General features: G+C 69.9%; 18 protein-coding genes. 1 reads left to right on the top strand and 17 read right to left on the bottom strand.

The genetic code is table 11. The annotated features are described in order from the left end of the window. Positions 1 to 5: 5 nt before the first annotated feature. The 16 genes from AB0B90_RS32405 to AB0B90_RS32330 all read right to left on the bottom strand — a co-directional run bounded on the left by AB0B90_RS32405 (position 6) and on the right by AB0B90_RS32330 (position 17148). Positions 6 to 803, bottom strand: a complete 798-nt coding sequence (locus AB0B90_RS32405) for an ABC transporter permease (protein WP_362926208.1) — start codon at positions 801 to 803, stop codon at positions 6 to 8. Between the two features lie 38 nt (positions 804 to 841). Then, positions 842 to 1636 (bottom strand): ABC transporter ATP-binding protein, encoded by a 795-nt coding sequence (locus AB0B90_RS32400; protein WP_362907510.1) that lies wholly within the window; start codon positions 1634 to 1636, stop codon positions 842 to 844. Positions 1637 to 1671: 35 nt separating this feature from the next. Then, positions 1672 to 2619 (bottom strand): ABC transporter permease subunit, encoded by a 948-nt coding sequence (locus tag AB0B90_RS32395; protein ID WP_362926207.1) that lies wholly within the window; start codon positions 2617 to 2619, stop codon positions 1672 to 1674. 339 nt (positions 2620 to 2958) lie between these two features. Then, on the bottom strand, positions 2959 to 3873 hold the full coding sequence (locus AB0B90_RS32390; protein ID WP_362926206.1) for a LysR family transcriptional regulator: 915 nt from the start codon (positions 3871 to 3873) through the stop codon (positions 2959 to 2961). 140 nt (positions 3874 to 4013) lie between these two features. Then, a complete protein-coding gene (locus AB0B90_RS32385) occupies positions 4014 to 5522 on the bottom strand; it encodes a S1 family peptidase (protein WP_362926205.1) in 1509 nt (502 codons plus the stop codon). Between the two features lie 169 nt (positions 5523 to 5691). After that, complete coding sequence (locus tag AB0B90_RS32380) at positions 5692 to 7194, bottom strand: S1 family peptidase (protein WP_362926204.1); 1503 nt, start codon at positions 7192 to 7194, stop codon at positions 5692 to 5694. 384 nt (positions 7195 to 7578) lie between these two features. Continuing rightward, complete coding sequence (locus AB0B90_RS32375) at positions 7579 to 8751, bottom strand: glycine C-acetyltransferase (RefSeq protein ID WP_362926203.1); 1173 nt, start codon at positions 8749 to 8751, stop codon at positions 7579 to 7581. A 197-nt stretch (positions 8752 to 8948) separates the two neighbouring features. Then, entirely contained in the window at positions 8949 to 9977 is a 1029-nt protein-coding gene (gene tdh / locus AB0B90_RS32370; protein WP_362926202.1) for an L-threonine 3-dehydrogenase, read from the bottom strand. Positions 9978 to 10164: 187 nt separating this feature from the next. Then, positions 10165 to 10365 (bottom strand): hypothetical protein, encoded by a 201-nt coding sequence (locus AB0B90_RS32365; protein ID WP_362926252.1) that lies wholly within the window; start codon positions 10363 to 10365, stop codon positions 10165 to 10167. Between the two features lie 170 nt (positions 10366 to 10535). Beyond that, complete coding sequence (locus AB0B90_RS32360) at positions 10536 to 11633, bottom strand: SPFH domain-containing protein (RefSeq protein ID WP_362926201.1); 1098 nt, start codon at positions 11631 to 11633, stop codon at positions 10536 to 10538. A gap of 76 nt (positions 11634 to 11709) precedes the next feature. Further along, entirely contained in the window at positions 11710 to 12147 is a 438-nt protein-coding gene (locus AB0B90_RS32355) for an NfeD family protein (RefSeq protein ID WP_350945720.1), read from the bottom strand. 218 nt (positions 12148 to 12365) lie between these two features. Then, positions 12366 to 13502, bottom strand: a complete 1137-nt coding sequence (gene fahA / locus AB0B90_RS32350; protein WP_362926200.1) for a fumarylacetoacetase — start codon at positions 13500 to 13502, stop codon at positions 12366 to 12368. After that, entirely contained in the window at positions 13502 to 14596 is a 1095-nt protein-coding gene (locus AB0B90_RS32345) for a hypothetical protein (RefSeq protein WP_362926199.1), read from the bottom strand. The genes fahA and AB0B90_RS32345 overlap by 1 nt, the downstream gene beginning before the upstream one ends. A 149-nt stretch (positions 14597 to 14745) precedes the next feature. After that, positions 14746 to 15915, bottom strand: coding sequence for a homogentisate 1,2-dioxygenase domain-containing protein (locus AB0B90_RS32340; RefSeq protein ID WP_362926251.1), 1170 nt, complete (start codon positions 15913 to 15915; stop codon positions 14746 to 14748). Between the two features lie 227 nt (positions 15916 to 16142). Next, positions 16143 to 16595 carry a DUF1801 domain-containing protein gene (locus tag AB0B90_RS32335; protein ID WP_362926198.1) on the bottom strand — a complete coding sequence of 151 codons (453 nt, stop codon included), beginning with the start codon at positions 16593 to 16595 and terminating at the stop codon, positions 16143 to 16145. 196 nt (positions 16596 to 16791) lie between these two features. After that, on the bottom strand, positions 16792 to 17148 hold the full coding sequence (locus AB0B90_RS32330) for a VOC family protein (protein WP_350945716.1): 357 nt from the start codon (positions 17146 to 17148) through the stop codon (positions 16792 to 16794). A 178-nt stretch (positions 17149 to 17326) separates the two neighbouring features. On the opposite strand from AB0B90_RS32330, the gene AB0B90_RS32325 reads away from it, so the two are divergent. Further along, positions 17327 to 20134, top strand: coding sequence for a LuxR C-terminal-related transcriptional regulator (locus AB0B90_RS32325; protein ID WP_362926197.1), 2808 nt, complete (start codon positions 17327 to 17329; stop codon positions 20132 to 20134). 36 nt (positions 20135 to 20170) lie between these two features. Here the strand turns inward: AB0B90_RS32325 and nhaA are convergent, their stop codons facing one another. Beyond that, positions 20171 to 21484, bottom strand: a complete 1314-nt coding sequence (gene nhaA / locus AB0B90_RS32320) for a Na+/H+ antiporter NhaA (RefSeq protein ID WP_350945714.1) — start codon at positions 21482 to 21484, stop codon at positions 20171 to 20173. Between the last annotated feature and the right edge of the window lie 149 nt (positions 21485 to 21633).

Genomic DNA, 21633 nt, shown 5'->3' with positions numbered 1-21633 from the left:
GGAGATCACGTCTCGTCGCTGTGAATCGACTCGTGCCAGGGCATCAGAAGCCGCTCCAGCAGCGAGATCAGCCCGAACGTCGTGAGCCCGAGCAGGCTGGCTACGAAGATGCCTGCCCATGCTTCGGCGAAGCGCGGCAGGGCCGCCTGATAGGCGATGTACACCCCGAGCGCATTGCTCGGACCACCGAAGTACTCGGTCACGATGACGCCGATGACGGCCAGGGTGGACCCGAGCTTGAGCGCGTTGAAGAGGTAGGGCAACGCGTTGGGGAGTCGCAACATCAGGGAGATCTGTCGCGGTTGTGCCGCCAGCGACTCCATGAGCTCCAGGTGCAGCGGTGAGATCTGGAGCAGGCCCCTGGCCGTGTTGACCAGGACCGGAAAGAACACCATGACCGCTGCGACGCCGGCCTTGGAGGCGAGGTTGGTCACGCCGAACCAGTTGTTGAAGATCGGCGCCAGCGCGACGATGGGAGCGCAGTTGACGATCACGGCCATCGCCAGGACCGGGCCCGCCACCTTGTGGAAGCGGCTGACCACCAGCGCCACGAGGATGCCGGCGACGGACCCGAGAACGAGGCCGAGCAGGACCGCCCTGACGGTGACGTTGGAGGCGGAGAGGATCGTCGGGAACTCCGATGCCAGTGCCGAGGCGATTTCACTCGGCGCGGGCAGGATGAACGACGGGACCTGGAACAGCCGCACCGCGAGCTGCCAGGTGCCCAGGATGACGACCGCGGCGACCAGGACCGGCAGTCCTCGCCTGGAAGCCGTCCCGGCCCGTCCGGCGGTGATCGGCATCGAACGCCTGCTTTCGGTACGGCTTTCGGTACGGACGCTCACGGCGCGTCCTGGGCGGCCGACGTGCCGTGCAGAGCGGACCTGACCTCGGTGACCTTCTTGAAGTACTCGGGTGTCGTCCGGGTGGCGGCGGAACGCGGGTACGGCAGATCGACGTCGATGCTGGTGGCGATCCGCCCGGGACGAGAGGACATCACCACGATCCGCGACGACAGGAACACGGCCTCCGAGATGCTGTGCGTCACGAAGACGACGGTCGTCCTCGTGTCGGACCAGATCCGCAGAAGCTCACCCTGAAGGCGCTCCCGGTTCATCTCGTCGAGTGCGCCGAGCGGTTCGTCCATGAAAAGGATCTTCGGGTCCGCGGACAGTGCCCTGGCGATCGCCACTCGCTGCTGCATGCCGCCGGAGAGCTGCCACGGGAAGTGATGGGCGAACTCGGACAGGCGGACGAGTTCGAGCATGGACGTGGCCTTGGCCCGCCGGGTCTCCTTGGCCACGCCGGCGACCTGGAGCGGCAACTCCACGTTGCGCTGGACGTTTCGCCAGTCGAACAGGCCGGCCTGCTGGAAGACCATCCCGTAGTCACGGTCTCGCCGTGCGGCGCCGGGTGCTTTGCCGTTCAGACTCACCGAACCGCCGGTGGGCTGGGTGAGGTCCGCCATGATCCGCAGGAGCGTGCTCTTCCCGCAGCCGCTCGGACCCAGCAGCGACACGAACTCGCCTTCGGCGATGGACAGGTCGATGTCCGTCAGCGCCGTCACGGAACGGTCCGTCCCGCTGTTGAACTCCTTCGTGACACCGCTGACACTGATGATTGCGGATTCGGGCATCGTGGGCTCTCCAGGGATCGGAAGAGAGATGGCGGTCATCGGCTGTGCCGGTTGCGGAGGGCGAATCGCTCGATCCAGCTGAGGAGCTGGACGAACACGATCCCCGCGACGGCCGCGACAAGGACGGCGGCGTACAGCTTCTCGGGGCCGTTCGAGTAGTAGTAGGCGAAGGTGAGGATGGCTCGGCCGATTCCTCGTCCCGTGCCCGCCGACAACTCACCCACGATGGCGCCGACGACACTGGCGGTGGCGGCGAGTCGTAGCCCCGCGAAGAGGTACGGCAGCGCCGCGGGCATGCGGAGCCAGAACAGGAACTGGAGCCTCCCGGCACCCACGCTGCGCATGAACTCCGTCTGCACCTTCGGCGGTGACTTGAGCCCTCGCAACGCGTTGATCGTCACGGGAAAGAAAGCCAGGTACGCCGCGATGCCGGTGACCGCGACCCACGGAGGCAGCCCTGCCTTGCCGCCCCAGATGACGATCATCGGGGCGATGGCGACCAGCGGAATGGTCTGCGAGGCGACCAGCCACGGCATGAGGCCACGCGAGACCGGCGGGATGTGGAGGAAGACGATGGCGAGCGCCAGTCCGAGGAGCGATCCGGCCACCAGGCCGTAGGCGGCCTCGCGCAGCGTCACGGAGGTTTCCCCGAGCAGGTACACGCCCAGGCTGGTCGGGTTCCCACGGCGGGCGGGTTCCACCAGCGCGCCCAGGATCGTGCCGAGGTGTGGCATGGACAGATCGTCGGTGGCGACCGGGAACGGTATGCCGAGCAGGCGGTCGCCCGTCGCCTGGCCCAGCGCCTTGTAGCCCTCCCAGAGGGCGGCGAGGAAGGCCAGGACGGCAAGGCCGACCACCCCGCCTGTGAGCCGGGATCTCAGGGCCGTTGTTCTCGCCAGGGCTGTACTCGTGATCGCGACCTCCCGCTTCGGAGGGGGCTCCGGGGTGGTGGGTGCTGTGGAGGGGGTTTTCATGGCCGTCATGCCGGTCCACTCTCCGAGTCGTGGGGAGAGACATGTCACGGTGCGGTGTTCATCGCCTGCAATGAACCACCGGATCACTGAGCGATCCGATGGTTCAATGTAGGTGTGGTGTTCATCCGCCGTCAATGGTTCGCATGAAAACTTCAGGTCTCACCGTTTGTGCCTCGGTAGCCTGTCCGAAACCCGTGGCCGGTGGAAGGTGATCGCCGGTGACCTGCGCAGACTCCTGCTCCGGAGGATCCGTTCAACCGGATGACGCGCCGTTTCGGGCACTCGCCGGGAGTCCTGAGCCCCAGAGTCGCCGCCACCGGGCGCCCGTCCCGGCCGATGGACCGGTCGTCAGGACGGCGAGGGCCGGTCCAGGGTGGTCGCGGCGTCCTGGAGGGCGTTCAGCAGCGGGACGAGCAGGGGGTGCCGTTCCGCGCCTCGGCGTACGGCGGTGAAGACGCGGCGTTCCGGGCCGGGCACCGGGCGGATCACCACGCCGGACGGGTCGGTGCCGCGCAGGGCCAGCCGTGGCACCATCGCCACCCCGGCCCCGGCGGCGGCGAGCGCGACCACCGCGCTGAAGTCGTCGGAGGAGTGGGCGAACTCGGGGGTGAAACCCGCGTGCTCGCAGGCCAGCGCGATCACGTCGTGGCAGGGATTGCCGGGGTAGGGGCCGATCCACGTCTCGCCCGACAGGCCCGCGACCGTCACCTCGCTCCCGGAGAGGCGGTGGCCCCGGGGGAGCACCAGGTCGAACGGCTCGGAGTAGAGCGGGATGCGCGACAGCCGCCGGTCGTCCTCGGCGGGGGCTCCGCGATACTCCACGGCCACGGCCGCGTCCACCGCGCCGTCCAGGACCATGGTGAGGCTCTGGTCGCCCTCGGCGTCCAGGACGCGCACCCGGATGCCCGGCTCCTTGCCCCGCAGGGTGCCGATCGCGGGAGCCACGACGAGCCCGATCGCGGTGGCGAAGGAGGCCACCTTCACCTCGCCCGCCGTACCGGCCGTGTAGGCGGCGATGTCGGCTTCCGTCCGTTCCAGCTGGGCGAGGATCTCGTTGGCGTGGTCGAGGAGGATGCGTCCGACGGCGGTGAGCCGCACGCCCCGGCCGTCGCGGTCGAACAGCCGGTGACCGACCTCGTGCTCCAGGGCGGCGAGCTGCTGGGAGACCGCCGAGGGGGTGAGGTGCAGCGCGGCGGCGGCCGCGGTGACCGTGCGGTGGTCGGCCACCGCACGCAGGGTCCTGAGCCGCCGCGTGTCTATCACCTCCGTATTCTCACCGAGGTCGCCCGCGAACGCGACACGGGTTCGGCCCGTTGTCCATCAGACCCGGGCACTGATCAGCCACTACCGCAGCCGGGGCGATCCCCTGCCTCAAGATCTGCGAATGTAGACCGGGGCGCGGGTTATGGCGCGTTGTATCCCAGGGTGTAGGCGCCGGAGCCGCTGAAGGAGACCACGCGGTATCGGTAGTAGCCGGCCGTGCCGGTGTAAGTGATCTTCTCGTTGGCGGTCGGGCTTTCCGAGGTGGCGACGGTGACCCAGCTCTGATTGTTCCACTTCTGCAGGTAGAGGTCGAAGTCGACGCCGCCGCTGCCGGCCAGGCAGGCGGAGTGAAGGCCTCCGGCGGTCGACTGGTAGTAGCGGTTGTTCGGCTGATAGACGGACTGACCATCGGCCAGCGTGCCGGTGACGGTCCTCGAATAGCCGCTGCACGTGCCGGCGGCCGCCGGTGGCGGTGGGGGCGGGGTGGATCCGCTGCTGGTCGTCAGGGTCAGGCCGTAGGTGGTGAGGATCTCGTTGACCGGCTGGAAGTAGGTGACGCCGCCGGAGTTGCAGTCGCCGGAGCCGCCCGAGGTGACGCCCTGGGCCTGGTCGACGGAGATGAAGGAGCCGCCGGAGTCGCCGGGCTCGGCGCAGACGTTGGTCCTGGCCAGTCCGGAGACGGTGCCCTGGGGGTAGGTGATGCTGGCGTTGAGCTGCTGGATGGTGCCGCAGTGCCAGCCGGTGGTGGAGCCGGACCGGCAGACCGACGCCCCCTCGATGGCCGCTCTGGATCCGGCGACGTTCACCGTCTCGCCCGCGCCGTTGCTCACCCACGGCCTGGGGGTCCAGCCGTCGTTCACCGCGATCCAGGAGTAGTCACTGTCCGGGAAGGTCGACGCCTGGAAGACACCTTGGTCGGCTTGGTTGAAGCCACTGGTGGTGTCGCCCGCCTTACCGCAGTGACCGGCGCTGACGAAAGCGTTCTGGGTCCCCTTGGTCACGGAGAAGCCGATCGAACAGCGCTCCGAGGTGCCGATGTAGTAAGCGTTGCCGCCCACCAGGTCGGACAGGAGCTGGGGCCGTTCGATGGACGACACCACCCGCACCGCGACCGGGTCCACGTCGCTGGCCTCGATGACGTCCTGGGTCGTCGACGGCACATCGGACAGGACGACGACCTGGTTGGTCCGTACGTTGACATAGCGCACCGGCCCGCCCGCGTGGGCGGACAGGGCCGTCTCGACCGTCTGGAGGGTCGCGTTGAGTTGCGCCAACGACCGGCTGACGATCTCGGCGCGGGCACCCCTGGTGACGATCTGGGGAGTGTGTTCTTTGTTGGTGGTGGCCACCACGAGATTCTGTGCGAGATCTCCGGTGAACCAGGAACCGCCGAAGTCGGCGCCGAGTTCTTCGCGGAGCTGTGCCTCGACCGGTGCCAGGCGGGTCTCGTTGAGCAGCCGGGCCTGGGCCTGCTCCGCGGTGAGATGGAGGTCGCGCTGCATGGCCGCGAGCATTCCCGGTGGTGGTTTCATCGTGGTCGCGGTGGCTGCGACGCCGGTCGTCAGGGGCTGGGCGGTGGCAGGGACGGCCGCCGCGGTAAGGGTGGTCGCCAGGACGCATCCCATGATGGCGGCATGTCTGCGGGGCATCGGTCTCTCCTCGACCTTGACTGTCCAAGACAGGGGGAGAGCGCCCCATACCACTGGCTCATCGTGCTACGTGGGCAACACATAACCTTAATTCAGTCGATGCCGGTAACAGCCACATAAGCCATGCGCCACGCCGGACAACGATTTTCAGCGAAGGCCACCGGGCGGGTCACGGTGCCTTGTATCCCAGAAGGTAGGCGCCGGAGCCGCTGGAGGAGACCACGCGATATCGGTAGTAACCGGCCGTGCCGGCGTAGTTGATCTTCTCGTTGGAGGTCGGCCCATTGGAGGTGGCGACGGTGACCCAGGCCTGGCCCTCCTGCTTCTGTAGATAGAGGTCGAAGTCGGTGCCGATGGTACCGGCCAGGCAGGCGAAGTGGAGGCCGTCGGCGGTCGACCGGTGATAGATCGCCTGGTAGGGGGACTCCCCGGCGGTCAGCCGGCCTTCGGCGGTGTGCGGGTAGCCGGTGCAGGTACCTGTACTCGGAGGCGGAGGATTACCGTTGATGGTCACCAAGGTCAGGCCGTAGGTGGTGAGGATCTCGTTGACCGGCTGGAAGTAGGTGACGCCGCCGGAGTTGCAGTCACCGGAGCCGCCCGAGGTGACGCCCTGGGCCTGGTCGACGGAGATGAAGGAGCCGCCGGAGTCACCGGGCTCGGCGCAGACGTTGGTCCTGGCCAGTCCGGAGACGGTGCCCTGGGGGTAGGTGATGCTGGCGTTGAGCTGCCGGATGGTGCCGCAGTGCCAGCCGGTGGCGGAGCCGGACCGGCAGACCGACGCCCCCTCGATGGCCGCTCTGGATCCGGCGACGTCCACCGTCTCGCCCGCGCCGCTGCTCACCCACGGCCTGGGGGTCCAGTCGTCGTTCACCGCGATCCAGGAGAAGTCGCGGGACGGGAACAGCGATGCCTGGAAGATCCCCTGAGAGCCCCGGTCGACGCCGGCGCTGGTGGTCATTCCCACGGTGCCGCAGTGACCGGCACTGATGAAACCGTTCTGAAGGCCGCGGACCACGGAGAAGCCGATCGAGCAACGGGTTGTGGTACCGACGTAATAAGCCTCGCCGCCCACCAGATCGGAAAAGGGCTGGGGCCGCTCAGCGGACGACAGCACCCGCACCGCGCTCGAATTCAGACCGGCAGCCTTGATGGCGGCCCTGGTCGTCGACGGCACATCGGACAGGACGACGACCTGGTTGGCCCGCACGTCGACGTAACGTACATGCCCCCCGGCGAGCGGGTGGGTGGACAGGACCTCGTCCGTCTGCTTCTTGATCACGTTGAGTTGCGCCAGCGACAGGCCGACCACCTTGCCCCTGGCGCCCTCGGCGAGGATATGGGGAAGATCGGCGGGGGCGGTGGTGGCCACTACAAGAGTCTGCGCGACGGGTTCGGTAAGCCACGAACCAGCGAAACGGTCGCCGAGCCTTCTACGGAGTCGCGCCTCGATCTCCGCCAGTCGGGTTTCGTTGAGCAGTCGGGCCTGGGCCTGCTCCGCGGTGAGATGGAGGTCGCGCTGTATGGCCGCGAGCATTCCCGGTGGTGGTTTCGTCGTGGCGACGGTGGCCGAGGCGTCGGTCGTCAGGGGCCGGGCGACGGCGGGGGCGGTCGTCGCGGTAAGGGCGGTGGTCGCCAGGACACATCCCATGATGGCGGCATGTCTGCGGGGCATCGGTCTCTCCTCGGCCTTGACTGTCCAAGAAAGAGGGGAGAACGCCACATAGCATCGGCAGGTCGTGCTACACGGGCAACGCATAACCTTAATTCAGCCGATGCCGGTCACAGTCATGAAAGCCACACGCCACGCGGACGACGATTTTCAGCGAAGAGCACATGAGCGCTCCTCCCGTTCGCCTGAACACACCGTGCCCGGACTCCCGTTCGAGGTGCCCGGCGACTTCCGGCGGGGAACTCGCCGGGCACCCCGGTGGACGAACGTATGGCGGAGGGGGCCGGGCGCGCCCCCCAGGTCCGGGGCCGGGTGCGGTGTTTTTACCCGCGGGCCGCGGCGAACACCCGTCAGCGGGCGTTCGCCGGTGAGCTCTACCGCGGGTGTTCAGCCACGGGCGGTGGCGAAGGCCTCCAGCGCGCGGTCGACGTCCTCGGACGAGTGGGCCGCCGAGAGCTGGACCCGGATGCGGGCCTCGCCCTTCGGGACGACGGGGTAGGAGAAGCCGATCACGTAGACGCCCAGCTCCAGCAGGCGTTCGGCCATCGCGGCGGCCTCGGCGGCGTCGCCGATCATCACCGGGACGATGGGGTGGTCACCGGGCAGGATGTCGAACCCGGCCTCGATCATGCCGATGCGGAACCGCTCGGTGTTGGCACGCAGCCGCGTCCGTGCCTCGTCCGAGCCGCTGATCAGGTCGAGGACGCGCAGCGAGGCGGCGGCGATCACCGGGGCGAGGGAGTTGGAGAACAGGTAGGGGCGCGAGCGCTGGCGGAGCAGCTCGCAGATCTCCCCGCGCGCCGCCACGTAGCCGCCGCTCGCCCCGCCGAGCGCCTTGCCGAGCGTGCCGGTGAGGATGTCGACCCTGTCCCGTACGCCGTGCAGCTCGGGGGTGCCCCCGCCGTTGTCGCCGACGAAACCGACGGCGTGCGAGTCGTCGACCATCACCATCGCCCCGTACCGTTCCGCCAGGTCGCAGATCTCGTCCAGCGGAGCGACGTAGCCGTCCATGGAGAAGACACCGTCGGTGACGATCAGCCTGCGCCGGGCGTCGGCGGACTCCTTGAGCCGCGCCTCCAGCTCGGTCATGTCACGGTTGGCGTAGCGCAGGCGCCGGGCCTTGGACAGGCGGATGCCGTCGATGACGCTCGCGTGGTTGAGCGCGTCGGAGATCACCGCGTCCCGGTCGTCGAGCAGGGTCTCGAACACGCCGCCGTTGGCGTCGAAGCACGAGCTGTACAGGACGGTGTCCTCCTGGCCGAGGAAGTCCGACAGCCGCGCCTCCAGCTCCTTGTGCACCTCCTGGGTGCCGCAGATGAAGCGGACGGACGCCATGCCGAAGCCCCAGCGGTCGAGGGCCTCCTTGGCGGCGGCGACCACCTCGGGATGGTCGGCCAGGCCCAGGTAGTTGTTGGCGCAGAAGTTCAGCACCTCACCGCCGCCGGCCACGGCGATGTCGGCGCGCTGCGGGGTGGTGATGACCCGTTCGGGCTTGAGCAGCCCGGCTTCCGCGATCTCGTTCAAGGTTGTACGGAAGTCGTCGCGCAGGTTGTCGAACATCAGGCCGTCCAATCCGAGGTGGTCTTTCCAGCTCCGCCACGGGCGGCGCCGAAGTCGTGGTGAGGGCCGGGCATCAGGTCGTCCAGTCCGGGGTGGTCTTTCCGGCTCCGCCACGGGCGGCGCCGAAGTCGTGGTGAGGGCCGGGCATCAGGGTGTCCGGTCCGAGGTGGCGCCGAGGTCGCGGCGGGGACCGGGCATCAGGTCGTCCAATCCAGGATGACCTTGCCGGTCCTGCCTCCGGCGGCGGTGTCGAAGGCCGCGTCGAAGTCGCGGTAGGAGAAGCGGTCGGTGATCACGGGGGTGAGGTCGAGACCCTTCTCCAGGAGTACGGACATGGCGTACCACGTCTCGTACATCTCCCGGCCGTAGACGCCCTTGATGGTGAGCATCGAGGTCACGACCGTCGCGAAGTCGACGGCGAACTCCTCGGCGGGCAGGCCGAGCATGGCGATCTTCCCGCCGTGCGACATGGAGGCGATCATGTCGCGGAGCGCCTTCGGGTTGCCGGACATCTCCAGGCCCACGTCGAAGCCCTCGCGCATGCCCAGCCCGTCCATGCCCTCTCGTATGGAGGTCTCCGCGACGTTCAGGGCGAGGGCGACCCCGAGCTTGCGGGCCAGCTCCAGCCGCTCGGGGCTGACGTCGGTGACGACCACGTTGCGGGCGCCCACGTGGGTGGCGACCGCGGCGGCCATCAGCCCGATCGGCCCGGCGCCGGAGATCAGCACGTCCTCGCCGACCATCGGGAACGTGAGGGCGGTGTGCACCGCGTTGCCGAACGGGTCGAAGATCGCGGCCACGTCGAGGTCGACCGGGACCCGGTGCACCCAGACGTTGGAGGCGGGGAGCGTCAGATATTCGGCGAAGGCGCCGTCGCGGTTCACCCCCAGCCCGATCGTGCTGCGGCACAGGTGCCGCCGACCGGCCATGCAGTTGCGGCACTTGCCGCAGACGAGGTGCCCCTCGCCGCTCACCAGGTCGCCGCGGGTGATGTCCTCCACGCCGGGCGCCACCTCGACGACCTCGCCGCAGAACTCGTGGCCGACGACGAGCGGCGTGTTCAGCGTCTGCCGGGCCCACGCGTCGAAACTCCGGATGTGCAGATCCGTGCCGCAGATCCCGGTGCGCAACACCTTGATCAGCACCTCGCCGGGTCCGACGGACGGCTCCGGCACGTCGACGAGCCACAGACCGGGCTCGGCCCTCTCCTTGACCAGTGCCTTCATCGCGGATTCCCCCTCGGTTTCGACCATACGCACTGTGCCCGGTCGCCTTCGGGGGTGTCCATCGCGGTTTTCTTAACCCCGCCCACAGCGTTGCTTCACGCCCGGGTCCCGGGGGGATACCCAGACATTTCTCCCTAAACCGGCCGAACAAACGGGTCCGGCCGCGAGATCTCGACTGGAGCACCGGTCAGGTCGTCTCCTTCAGGCCCCAGCCGGTGATCACCGAGGACCACCTGGTCGTCGAGATCGACACGGTCCCGTACTTCCAGGTCACCGCCCCAGAGCCGTCCGCGACGCCGCCCGAGCCGTCCGCGACGCCGTCCGCGACCCCGCGACCCCGCGACGCCCGCGCCGGGCGCGGATGCCCGCGCCGACGAACACCGTTCATGATCGTTGCTCTACGAGTTTCGGCCATGAAAAAAGTCCTCCCGCCCGGATCACCGGGCGGGAGGACCAGGAAGAGAGACCCTCCAGGATCAGGGGCGGTGCTCCCCCTGGAGGTGATGCTCCTGCAAGGTCAGGGGCGGTGCTCCCCCTGGAGGTGATGCTCCTGCAAGGTCAGGGGCGGTGCTCCTCCTGGAGGTGACGCTCCTGCTGCGACTCCGTCTCCGCTCCGAGGAGGCCGTTGCCGGGGAGAGGCGCCGGAGGCGCGTTGAGCTGGCGGGGACCGAGATCGGTCTCGGCGGCCTCGGCGACCGCGTCGGCGGCCGCCTGCTCGGCCTGCTTCCGCTCCTCGGCCGCCGCCTCGTTTACCCTGGGGGTCTCGCGGACGGCCGACGACTGCGGCAGCGCCTCGGTGAACGCCTTGGAGACGCCCTGGATGGCGGAGGTGACCTCGCTGGGGATCACCCAGAACGTGTTGTTCGGGCCCTTGGCCAGCTCGGGCAGGACCTGCAGATACTGGTACGCCAGCAGCTTGGGGTCGGGGTCGTTGCGGTGCACGGCCTGGAAGACCTCGTCGATGGCCTGCGACTGGCCCTCGGCCTTGAGGATCGCGGCGCTCCGGTCACCCTCGGCCCGCAGGATCGCGCTCTGCTTGTCACCCTCGGCGGTCAGGATCTGCGACTGCCGCTGGCCTTCGGCGTTGAGGATCGCGGCGCGCTTGTCCCGCTCGGCGCGCATCTGCTTCTCCATCGCCTCCTTGATGCTCTTCGGCGGGTCGATGGCCTTGATCTCCACCCGGTTGACCCGGATGCCCCACTTGCCGGTCGCCTCGTCGAGCACTCCGCGCAGCTGGCTGTTGATCGTGTCGCGCGAGGTGAGCGTCATCTCCAGGTCGAGCGAGCCGACGACGTTGCGCAGCGTGGTGACCGTGAGCTGCTCCACGGCCTGGATGTAGTTGGCGATCTCGTACGCGGCGGCCCGGGGGTCGGTGACCTGGAAGTACAGGACCGTGTCGATCTCGACGACCAGGTTGTCCTCGGTGATCACCGGCTGGGGCTGGAAGGAGACGACCTGCTCACGCAGGTCGATCATCGGATAGACCCGGTCGATGTAGGGGATCACGAAGTTCAGGCCGGGCTTCAGCGTGCTGTGATAGCGGCCGAGTCGTTCCACGTTGCGGGCTCGCGCCTGGGGGACGATGCGCACCGAGCGGATCACGGTGAACACCGCCAACAAAGCGATGAGCAGTCCGGCTACGAGTAGAGGATCCATGGCGTCACTCCCGACGTGGATTTATTTATGGCGGCACTCCCGCGGTCCGGCTGGATGGGCAGAGGGGCCGTGGCGTTCACTCCCGTGGATACACGAGTGCGGTCGCGCCTTCGATCTCGATGACGTCGACGGTCGCTCCGGCGGGGATCACCAGAGTCTCGTCGTAGGCCCTGGCGGACCACTCCTCGCCGCCGATCCGAACCCGGCCGTCCCTGCCGGTCACCTCGCTCAGGACGTAGGCGGACCTGCCCACGATCGCCTGGATCCCGAAGCGCTGGCTCCGGGGTTGCAGCTTGGCGATGTGGCGCTGGGCGACGGGACGGACCAGGGTCACTCCGGCGGCCATGGAGGCGACGAACACCACGAGTTGGAGCGGGATCGGCAGCCCCAGCGCGGCGGCGACGGAGGTGATGAGGGCGGCGCCCCCGAGCAGGCCGAGAGCGGTGGTGAGGGTGAGTATCTCTGCGACACCAAGCGCCACAGCCAAGATCAACCAGATGACCCAATACTCCATGCTCCGACCCTCCTGTCCTACTTGTACAACGTTCCGGACGTCAGGTAGGTTCCTTTGCCCACCGTATGCCTTTCGTCATATCGCGGACAGGCCCGGTTCTCCCCGCAGGCCGCCGACTTCGAGCTCCGGGTGCGACCACCGAGCTCCGGCGCCTCGGCTCACCCCTTCCCCCGAATCGCCGGGTTACCGCGCGCCATCCCTTTCCTCGAATCGCCGGGTTACCGCGCGGGCTCGATCCTTCCGGAGACCTCACCCAGAGTGATGACGGTCCCGCCGGGCCCCGGGGCGGTCGCGGTGATCGTGACGGTGTCCCCGTCCTCCAGGAAGGTCCTGGCGGAGCCGTCGGGCAGCTTCAGCGGCTCGGTCCCGTTCCAGGTCAGCTCGATCAGCGAGCCGCGCTCGCCCGGCCCGGAGCCGGAGACCGTACCGCTCGCGTAGAGATCGCCGGTGCGCAGGGCGGCGCCGTTGACGGTCATGTGGGCGAGCATCTGGTCGGGCGTCCAGTACATGTCCCGGTACGGGGGACGGGAGACGACCTCGCCGTTCACGGAGACCTCCATCCGCAGGTCGAGCCCCCACGGCTCCTCGCGGCGCAGGTAGTCGAGCGGCTCGGGGTCCTGCCGCCTGCCCTCGACACGCGCCTCCGACAGGGCCGCGAGCGGGGTGATCCACGGAGACATCGAGGTGGCGAAGGACTTGCCGAGGAACGGGCCCAGCGGGACGTACTCCCACGCCTGGATGTCGCGGGCACTCCAGTCGTTGACCAGGGTCACGCCGAACACGTGGTCCTCGAACCGTCCTGCCCGCTCCCCGAGGGCGGTCGGCGCGCCGACGACGAATCCCAGCTCCGCCTCGATGTCCAGCTTGGCGGAGGGGCCGAAGACCCCCGCGCCGCGCTGCCCGGAAGGCCGGGTGACCGGGGTCCCGGACACCACGACCGTCCCCGCCCTGCCGTGGTAGCCGACCGGCAGGTGACGCCAGTTCGGCTTGAGCGGCTCCTCGTCGGGGCGGAACATCCGGCCCAGGTTGGAGGCGTGCTCCAGCGAGCAGTAGAAGTCGACGTAGTCGGCGACCTCGATCGGCAGGTGCAGGGTGACCTGGTCGAGGGGGATGAGGTGCGGCCTCACCACCACGTGGTCGGTGCTCAGCTTGTTCTGGATCAGGGCCCGGGTGTCCCGCCACGCGGCCGGGCCCCTGGACATGAAGGCGTTGAGCGATCCGGTGGCGAACACCTCGTCGTGCAGCGCCCCGGCCAGGTCGACCACGTGGTCTCCGTACCGGACGCCGACGCGAGGGGTCTCTCCCTCGTGACGGGAGAAGACTCCGTAGGGCAGGTTCTCCAGGTCCCAACCCATTACATGTTCTCCTCTGTTGTGCCGGGGGCGGCCATGCCGTGGGCCGCCCTGCCGGTGGTCGCTGTATCGGTAACGGTCGTTCCGGTGCCGGTGGTGCCGGTGGTGCCGGTGGTGCCGGTGGTGCCGGCGGTGGTGGCGTGGGGCGCCGTGCCGGCGGGGGCGGGCGGGCGCCGGGCGATCAGGCCCAGCGCCACCAGGTCCTCGATCGGGGTGTGCGTGTCGCACGACCCGTACGACACCAGCAGCTCCCTGGCGCGTGCCGAGGTGTCGTCGGGCACGGCCTGTGCCAGCCGTACCAGCTCGCCGACGTCGGTGAGCTTCAGCACCGGCACCGGGTCGCGGTCCTCCACGGCCGCGCAGACCGCGAGGACCAGGTTGAGGAATCCGTGCCGGTCGACGCCGAGCGCGGGATCGAAGTGGCGGACCGCGTTGTGCAACCCCGCGGTCGCCTTGAACGGTACGCCGTGCCTCGCGCAGTGCGCGATGAGGGCGCCCAGGTCCGCGGCGCCGGGAAAAGCGCCCGCGGTCAGCCCGCCGCAGCGGAACTTCAGACCGGGGCCCTCGCCGTCGCGCGGCAGGGAGGTCAGGGAGGCGAGGGAGGCGAGGGAGGCATGGTCGCCGGCGGACACCTCGACGAACAGCCGGGCGTCGCCGGGCAGCCGTCCGGCCAGTCGCTCCCACACCGCTCCGGGGGTCTCGCCCGGCGCCTGCCGCACCTCGACCAGCTCGACGGCGACGTCCTCCAACGGCGGTAGGTCGGGGGTGTCGAGGATCAGACCGAGCCGGATGGGAAAGGTGACGTGGTCGCGGAGCTCCCCCAGGCGTCCGGCCGGGCAGAGGAACCGGTGGGTGAGCACCGGGTCGTTGCCCGCCAGGTCGTTCCTGTGGCGTTCCAGGGCCTCCGCCATCGGCAGCCCGGTCGGCGGGAACAGCCCCGCGTCGTCGACGAGCTCCCGGAAGAGCGTCGCCGTTCCCATGCCCACACCGCTCACACCCGCGCCGCTCACACCTGTGCTGTCCACGTCCGTGCCGCTCGCGTCCGTGCCGTCCACGCCGGCGCCCGTTCCCGTACCCGTGCTCGCGTCTACGCTCATGGTTCTGCCCCTACCCCGTGGCGGGTCGGAGGTCGCGCTCCGGCCGGAGACCGTGTCCGTGTTCGTGGTCACGTCCGGGGACGCTCCCGCGTTCGTGTCCCGGCCTCGGGCCGTGTCCGGAGACGGCTCCGGGTCCGGGGCCGCGTTCGTCAACGGGCCCACGTCCACGCGTACGCGGGGTCCTCCACGGAAAGCCCGGCGGGACCCAGGTCGAGGGGGCGGAAGGTGTCGACCATCACGGCCAGCTCGCTCGTCCGCGTGTGGCCCTGCCGGACCGCCTCGATGACGGCTTCGACGGCGCCCGGCTGCGGGCCGTGCGTGAACCCCGCCGGGTGCAGGGAGACCGAGCCGACGTCGATGCCCGATCCCTTGCGCGCCGTGTAGTCGCCGCCCGCGTAGAACATCAGCTCGTCGGAGTCGACGTTGTGGTGGTTGTACGGGATCGGGATCGCGTCGGGGTGGAAGTCGAGCGGCCGGGGGCAGAACGAGCAGATCACGAAGTTGGGACCCTCGAAGGTCTGGTGCACCGGCGGCGGGGCGTGGGTGCGCTTCACGATCGGCTCGAAGTCGTTGATGTTGAACGCGTACGGGTAGAGGCAGCCGTCCCAGCCGACCACGTCGAACGGGTGGTCGCGGTAGACCAGCCGGGTGAGTCCGCCACGCGTGCGGACGAGCACCGGCACCTCCTCGCCCTCGGCGATCAGGGGCTCCTGCGGGGTGCGCAGGTCGCGCTCGGAGTAGGGGGCGTGCTCCAGGAACTGGCCGTATTTGGACAGGTAGCGCTTGGGCGGCCGGATGTGACCGGCCGCCTCGATGGTGAACGCCGTGACAAGGCCCTTCGGCACCCACCGGTGGATCGTCCCGGTGGGGACGACGACGTAGTCACCCTCCCCGGCCTCGATCGCCCCGTACGTCGACTCGAACCTGACCTGCCCGCTCGCGATGTAGACGCACTCGTCGCCCATGGAGTTGCGGTAGAGCCCGCTGGGTTCCTCGCTCGCGGCGTACGACATGCGGACGTCGGCGTTCCCGGCGATCAGTCCGCGCCCGGAGACGAGGTCCCCCTGGGGCTTGAGGTCCTGGGTACGCAGGTGGCGGGGGGAGAGCGGCACGTTGGGGGTGAGGTTTCGCGACTCGTCGGGCTCGACGGCCTCGGCCTTGACGATCGCCGTGGGGAGGTGACGGTGGTAGAGCAGCGACGAGTCGCTGGAGAACCCCTCCTCGCCCATCAGTTCCTCGGCGTACAGCCCGCCGTCGGGCCGCCGGAACTGCACGTGCCGCTTGCGGGGGATCTCCCCTACGACCCGGTAGTACGGCATCCGCTTCTCCCAGCTCTGTCCGTTTATAGGACGCATACGTCCTTTATACGAACAACCATCTGTCAGGGGGATGGGAGATGTCAAACGTCGTCCCAGGGTGTCCGCCCCGTGGGAATCCCACCTCCGCCGGCGCCGCCCCGGTGACGTACGCGAGCCGACGCCGTTCGAGCGAAGTGATGTACGGACCCGACCCGGCGCGATTCGGGGCGCACATTCCCGGGCGAGTCTCAGCTCACCGCCTGCTTCACCAGCGCGCTGATCCGCGCCTCCACCTCGGCCGTCACCTCGGTCAGGGCGAAACCGGCGGCCCACATCGCGCCGTCGTCCAGGTTCGCCTGGTCGCTGAACCCGAGCGTCGCGTAGCGTGTCTTGAACTTGGCCGCGCTCTGGAAGTGGCACACGATTTTGCCGTTCAGCGCGTAGGCGGGCATCCCGTACCAGAGCTTCGGCGCGAGGGCCGGGGCGTCGGCGGTGATGACGGCATGGACGCGCTGGGCCAGGATCCGGTCCGATTCCTGCATTTCGGCGATCTTCGCGAGCACGTCCCGCTGGTCCTGCGCCGCCTTGTCCGCGCGTGAGCTGCGGCGCGCCGCCGTCTTCCGCTCCTGGGCATGGTCCTTCATCGCGGCCCGCTCCTCGGCGGTGAATCCCTGGTACGTGCTGCCTTCGGTGCTGCTCATGGCGGATCTCCTCCTGGAGGATCTTGATTTTCTGGATTTCGAGAGGGGACCTTGTGGTCCTCGGTCGTGATGGCGTCGTCGAGGTCGTCTCGCCGCCCGCCTCAGCGGATCCTTCGAGCGAGGTGGGTTCGTGGTCCTGTCGGCGGCCGCCAAGCGGCGGCCGCCAAGTGGCGGGCATGGCAGGGGCGGGCGGCGATCAGCGGTCCTGCAGAAGCCCCAGGACGTTGCCGTCGAGGTCGACGACGGTGGCCACCAGGCGTCCGCCGCCGACCTCGTGCGCGGCCTCCCGGACGATGGCCCCCGCTGCGATCACCTCGGCCAGCTTCGCCTCGATGTCCGGCACGTGCCAGTAGGCCACCGGCGAGGTCATGCCCTGAGGTCCACCGCCCGGCACCAGCCCGATGTGCTGGCCCCCGACCTCGAAGCCGACGTAGTAGGACGAGTCAACCTGGGGCGGGACGCCGAGCAGGGCCGCATAAACCGTCTTGGCCTTGGCCAGGTCGGACACCGGGTGCAGCACGGTCTTGATTCCCTGGGCGGAAGAGCCGGTCATGGTCACTCCTGTGGTCGTGGGCCTCGTCGACCCGCTGTTCGCGTGTTCACAGCTTCGCCTCCGGCCTGCCCGGCCGGCATCCGTGGTGACCACGGAACCGCCCACGGACCGACGGCACGGATCGCGCCCGGTGGCCACCACGGATGAGAGCACGGAGGGGGTGCGGCAATATGTGACAGTGATTGCAGCAGCGGACATATCGCCCCGGGAAGCCGAAGTGCTGGAGCTGGTCGGGGCCCATCTCAGCAACGCCGAGATCGGGGCACGGCTGCACATCTCGGTGCGCACCGTGGAGAGCCACGTCTCCTCGCTGCTGCGCAAGCTGGAGGTGCCGGATCGGCGGGCGCTCGCCCGCCGCGCGTCCGAGCCGATCGGCGTCGGCCCGTCTCACCCGGCACCGGTTCTGCCGGCCCCGTTGACCTCGTTCGTCGGCCGGGTGAGCGAGCGGGCCGAGCTGGCCGAGCTGATCAAGGAACACCGTCAGGTGACCGCGGTCGGTTCCGGCGGGGTGGGCAAGACGCGGCTGGCGTTGGCGGTGGCCGCGGAAGCGGCCGGCGAGTACGCCGACGGGGTGTGGTTCGTCGACCTGGTTCCGGTCACCGATCCGGACCTGATCGCCACGGCGGTCGCCGGGGCGCTCGGCCTCGGTGAGCAGCCCGGCCGCGACATGACCGAATCCGTGCTCGCCGCACTGGCCGACCGCCACGCGCTGCTGGTGCTGGACAACTGCGAGCACATGGTGGACGGGGTGACGCTGTTTCTCGAGCGGCTGCTGGCGGCGTGCCCTCGGATGACGGTGCTGGCGACCAGCCAGGCACGGCTGATGGTGCCGTTCGAACGGGTGTATCCGGTCCCGCCGCTGTCGCTGTCCGTCGACGGTGAGTCCGACGCGGTCGCGTTGTTCAGGGAACGGGCGGCGGCGGTGGGCCGGTCGCTGGATCCCGCGCTGCGCGATCAGATCGCCTCGATCTGTGAGCGGCTGGATGGGATGGCGCTGGCGATCGAACTGGCCGCCGCCCGGTGTTCCACGCTCGGGCTGGACGGCATCAACGCCGCCCTGTCCCATCCGCTGCGGATGCTGACCGGTGGCTCCCGTGCCGACGAGCGACACCGTTCGGTGCGGGGGGCGCTGGACTGGAGCCATGCTTTGCTGGAACCGGCCGACCGGGCGCTGCTGCGCCGGGTGTCGGTGTTCGTGGCACCGTTCACCGCTGCCGCGGCGGCGGAGGCGGCCGGGGGCGAGGAAGGCATCGTCGCCGAGGGACTGGCCCGGCTGGCCGAACAGAGCCTGCTGGTGGTGACGGGGTCCCCGGGCGGGACCAAGTACCGGGCGTTGGAGACCATCCGTCAGTACGGGGTGGAGCGGCTGGCCGAGGCCGGTGAGCTGGTCGACGCCCGATCCCGGCACGTTCGCTGGTGCCTGACCAGGGCCGCCGAGCTGGCGGTGGTGCGAGCCGACTGGCGGGCCCGGTTCGACGCGGTGGTGGACGATCTACGCGCCGCCCTGGCGTGGGCGGCCGACCGGCCGGAACAGCGCGCGGACGCGTACCGCCTCGCTCGGTTCATGGCGGAGCTGACCTTCGTCCGTCACCTGATCGGCGAGTCCCAGGGGCGCTACGAGCAGGCCGCCGCGCTCGCCGACGACCCCGCCGTCGGGGCGTCGATGCTCCGGCACGCCGCGGCCGTGGCCGGCTGCCGGATGCACGGCGATGACATGTACCGCCTGCACCGTGCGGCCGCGGAGGCCGCCGACCGGGCCGGTGACACCGCCGGCGCCGCCCGTGACCTGGCGACCGCCGCCGCCAACGCCTACCGGTTCTCCGGAAAGTTCGTCAGGAAGCTGCCACCGGAAGAGGCGATCACGCTCATCACCCGGGCGCGGGAGCTGGGCGGCGACGACCCTGCCGCCCAGGGCGCGGTGGCGTTGGCCGAGGCCGGACGGGCGCTCACCGAGATCGGTGCCGCACCGGGCGTGAACGACAACGCGATTCCCATGGCGATCGCACGCGCCGAACGAGCGGTCGAACTCGCTCACCGCACGGGTGACCCGCTCGCCGAGTCCGCCGCGCTCGATACGCTCACCTGTGCTCGGAGCTGGGCCGGCGACCCGTTCGCCGCCGCCGACTCGGCCCGGCGCCGGATCATGCTGCTCTCGTCCACACCGGACACCCCGGCCGGTACCCACGAGCTGATCGAGGCACTTGGTGAGGTCACCGAGGCCGGCCTCGGCACCGGCGACCTGCCGGGGGCCCGCCGGTGGGCGCGGCGACTCGCGGATCATCCGCTGCTGGCGGAAGTCGGCCATCGTGCCACGAGCTGGCTCCTCGTGGCCGACGCGATGGCGGGCAACGTCGAGGAGGTGGTCACCGGCAGCGTCCGGTTCCTCGACGCGTGGCAGCAGGCCGGCAGCCCCGCCAGGTCCGTCCTCGGCCCGTCGGCGGCCGCGGTGGCGATGATCCACGGCCTACGCGACGACCAGGACGCCTGGCGCGAATGGAGCGCGGTCCTGAATCGGCTCGACCCCTCACCGGGCAATACCCACGGGTACGGGGCGGTCTTCGACGCGATGCTCCTGCTCCACCGTGGGCGGGCACCGCGGGCGCTGGAGCGGCTGGCGCCTGAGCCCGGCGAGGTATGGCAATGGGTCACCTGGATCTGGCTGCACTGGTATGTGGCGCTGCGTGCCGAAGCCGCCGTACTCGCCGGGAGCTCCGATGCCCGCGACCGTCTGGCCGAGGCTCGGACCGTCGTGGCCGGCAACCCGGTCGCCACCGCCATCGTGGAACGGGCCCAGGCGCTGCTCGACGACGACCGGGAGCGGTTGCTCGCCACGGCGGACGCGTTTGACGCCGCCGGCTGTCGCTATCAGTCGGCGCGGACCCTGGTGCTCGTCGGCGGCGGCCACGCCGCCCGTGGCGCGGTCGCGCTGGCCGATCTCGGTTTCGCCTCGATGGCCCCACCGGATGCGCCCCGGAGCCGTTTTTGAGTACGGCCTGCCGGGGTGTCATCGGCAGGCGTCCTCTCAGGGCTGCTGGTAGGCGTCGGGGATGCCGTCGCCGTCACGGTCGACGGTCTCGGCCTCGTGGATGCGCCGGTAGGTGCGATTGCGCATGCGGAGGATGAGTGTCGCGAGCAGGGCCGCGACGAGGGAGCCCGTGAGGACCGCCACCTTGACGTGGGCGTCACTCTCGCTGCCGGCCCCGAACGCCAGCTCCCCGATGAGGAGGGAGACGGTGAAGCCGATGCCGGCGAGTATCGCGAGCCCGGCCACGTCCACCCAGCTCAGGCTCTCGTCCAGGTCGGCGTGGGTGAAGCGGGACACCAGCCAGGTCGCGGCCATGATCCCGATGGGCTTGCCGACCACGAGCCCGATGACGATGCCCACCGCGATCGGGTCGGTGAGGGCGGAGGCGAGGCCGCTCAGGCCGCCGATGGCCACCCCCGCCGACATGAACGCGAAAATCGGCACGGCCACCCCGGCCGAGATCGGTCGCATGCGGTGCTCGAAGTGCTCGGCCAGGCCGGGTCCGGCGCCGGGACCACCGGCCCGCTCGCTGCGGACGACCGGCACGGTGAAGGCGAGCAGCACCCCGGCGACGGTGGCGTGCACACCCGAGGCGTGCATCAGCGCCCAGGTCGCGGTGGCGAGCGGTAGCAGCAGCCACCAGGCGCGCACCCGGCGCCGCACCAGCAGGGCGAAGATCGCCAGCGGCACCAGCATGCCCAGCAGGGGCAGCAGCGACAGGTGCGCGGTGTAGAAGAGCGCGATGATGGCGATGGCGAGCAGGTCGTCGACCACGGCCAGGGTGAGCAGGAAGGTGCGCAGCGCCGTGGGCAGGAACCGGCCGACGACCGCGAGCACGGCCAGAGCGAAGGCGATGTCGGTGGCCGTCGGGATCGCCCAGCCCTTGCCCGCGTAGTCGGCCGCGTCGCTGGAGAGGGTGACGAGCAGATACAGCCCGGCCGGGACGATCACACCGCCGAACGCCGCCGCGACCGGCACCGCCGCCCGCCGCACCTGGCGCAGGTCACCGGCGACGAACTCGCGTTTGAGCTCCAGCCCGGCGACGAAGAAGAAGATCGCCAACAGCCCGTCGGCGGCCCAGGTGGCGAGGGTCAGATCCAGGTGCAGGGCCGCGGGCCCGATCCTGATGGCGCGCAGCGCCTCGTAGGCGCCCGACCAGGGGGAGTTCGCCCAGATCATCGCGACTACCGCGCCGACCAGCAGCAGCGCTCCGCCGACGGTCTCCCCGCGCAGGATGTCGGCGATGCGGCGGGCCTCGTCCCATGAGCCGCGGCTGAACAGGCGAGGCGTGCCGGGAGAGGTGTTGCCCATGTGAGCTCCGCTTCAGGGGTCGGGTCGGACACTGCCGACCAGACTTCCCGGCGCACCGCCGTTCACCATACCCGTGGGCTCGGCGGAACCCGACGGAGGGTGCCACGTGTCAGGGCCGCCCGTGGTGCGGCCGCCCGTGGCGCCGTCGC

Origin of the sequence: Streptosporangium sp. NPDC049078 (assembly GCF_040648855.1) — a bacterium.
Classification (GTDB): domain Bacteria; phylum Actinomycetota; class Actinomycetes; order Streptosporangiales; family Streptosporangiaceae; genus Streptosporangium.
This window is presented reverse-complemented; position numbering and strand designations above follow the sequence as displayed.

Coding starts and splice junctions, on each gene's coding strand:
- AB0B90_RS32405 (WP_362926208.1), bottom strand. CDS start 803: ATGCCGATCACCGCCGGACGGGCCGGGACGGCTTCCAGGCGAGGACTG.
- AB0B90_RS32400 (WP_362907510.1), bottom strand. CDS start 1,636: ATGCCCGAATCCGCAATCATCAGTGTCAGCGGTGTCACGAAGGAGTTC.
- AB0B90_RS32395 (WP_362926207.1), bottom strand. CDS start 2,619: ATGACGGCCATGAAAACCCCCTCCACAGCACCCACCACCCCGGAGCCC.
- AB0B90_RS32385 (WP_362926205.1), bottom strand. CDS start 5,522: ATGCCCCGCAGACATGCCGCCATCATGGGATGCGTCCTGGCGACCACC.
- AB0B90_RS32380 (WP_362926204.1), bottom strand. CDS start 7,194: ATGCCCCGCAGACATGCCGCCATCATGGGATGTGTCCTGGCGACCACC.
- AB0B90_RS32375 (WP_362926203.1), bottom strand. CDS start 8,751: ATGTTCGACAACCTGCGCGACGACTTCCGTACAACCTTGAACGAGATC.
- tdh (WP_362926202.1), bottom strand. CDS start 9,977: ATGAAGGCACTGGTCAAGGAGAGGGCCGAGCCCGGTCTGTGGCTCGTC.
- AB0B90_RS32365 (WP_362926252.1), bottom strand. CDS start 10,365: ATGAACGGTGTTCGTCGGCGCGGGCATCCGCGCCCGGCGCGGGCGTCG.
- AB0B90_RS32360 (WP_362926201.1), bottom strand. CDS start 11,633: ATGGATCCTCTACTCGTAGCCGGACTGCTCATCGCTTTGTTGGCGGTG.
- AB0B90_RS32355 (WP_350945720.1), bottom strand. CDS start 12,147: ATGGAGTATTGGGTCATCTGGTTGATCTTGGCTGTGGCGCTTGGTGTC.
- fahA (WP_362926200.1), bottom strand. CDS start 13,502: ATGGGTTGGGACCTGGAGAACCTGCCCTACGGAGTCTTCTCCCGTCAC.
- AB0B90_RS32345 (WP_362926199.1), bottom strand. CDS start 14,596: ATGAGCGTAGACGCGAGCACGGGTACGGGAACGGGCGCCGGCGTGGAC.
- AB0B90_RS32340 (WP_362926251.1), bottom strand. CDS start 15,915: ATGCCGTACTACCGGGTCGTAGGGGAGATCCCCCGCAAGCGGCACGTG.
- AB0B90_RS32335 (WP_362926198.1), bottom strand. CDS start 16,595: ATGAGCAGCACCGAAGGCAGCACGTACCAGGGATTCACCGCCGAGGAG.
- AB0B90_RS32330 (WP_350945716.1), bottom strand. CDS start 17,148: ATGACCGGCTCTTCCGCCCAGGGAATCAAGACCGTGCTGCACCCGGTG.
- nhaA (WP_350945714.1), bottom strand. CDS start 21,484: ATGGGCAACACCTCTCCCGGCACGCCTCGCCTGTTCAGCCGCGGCTCA.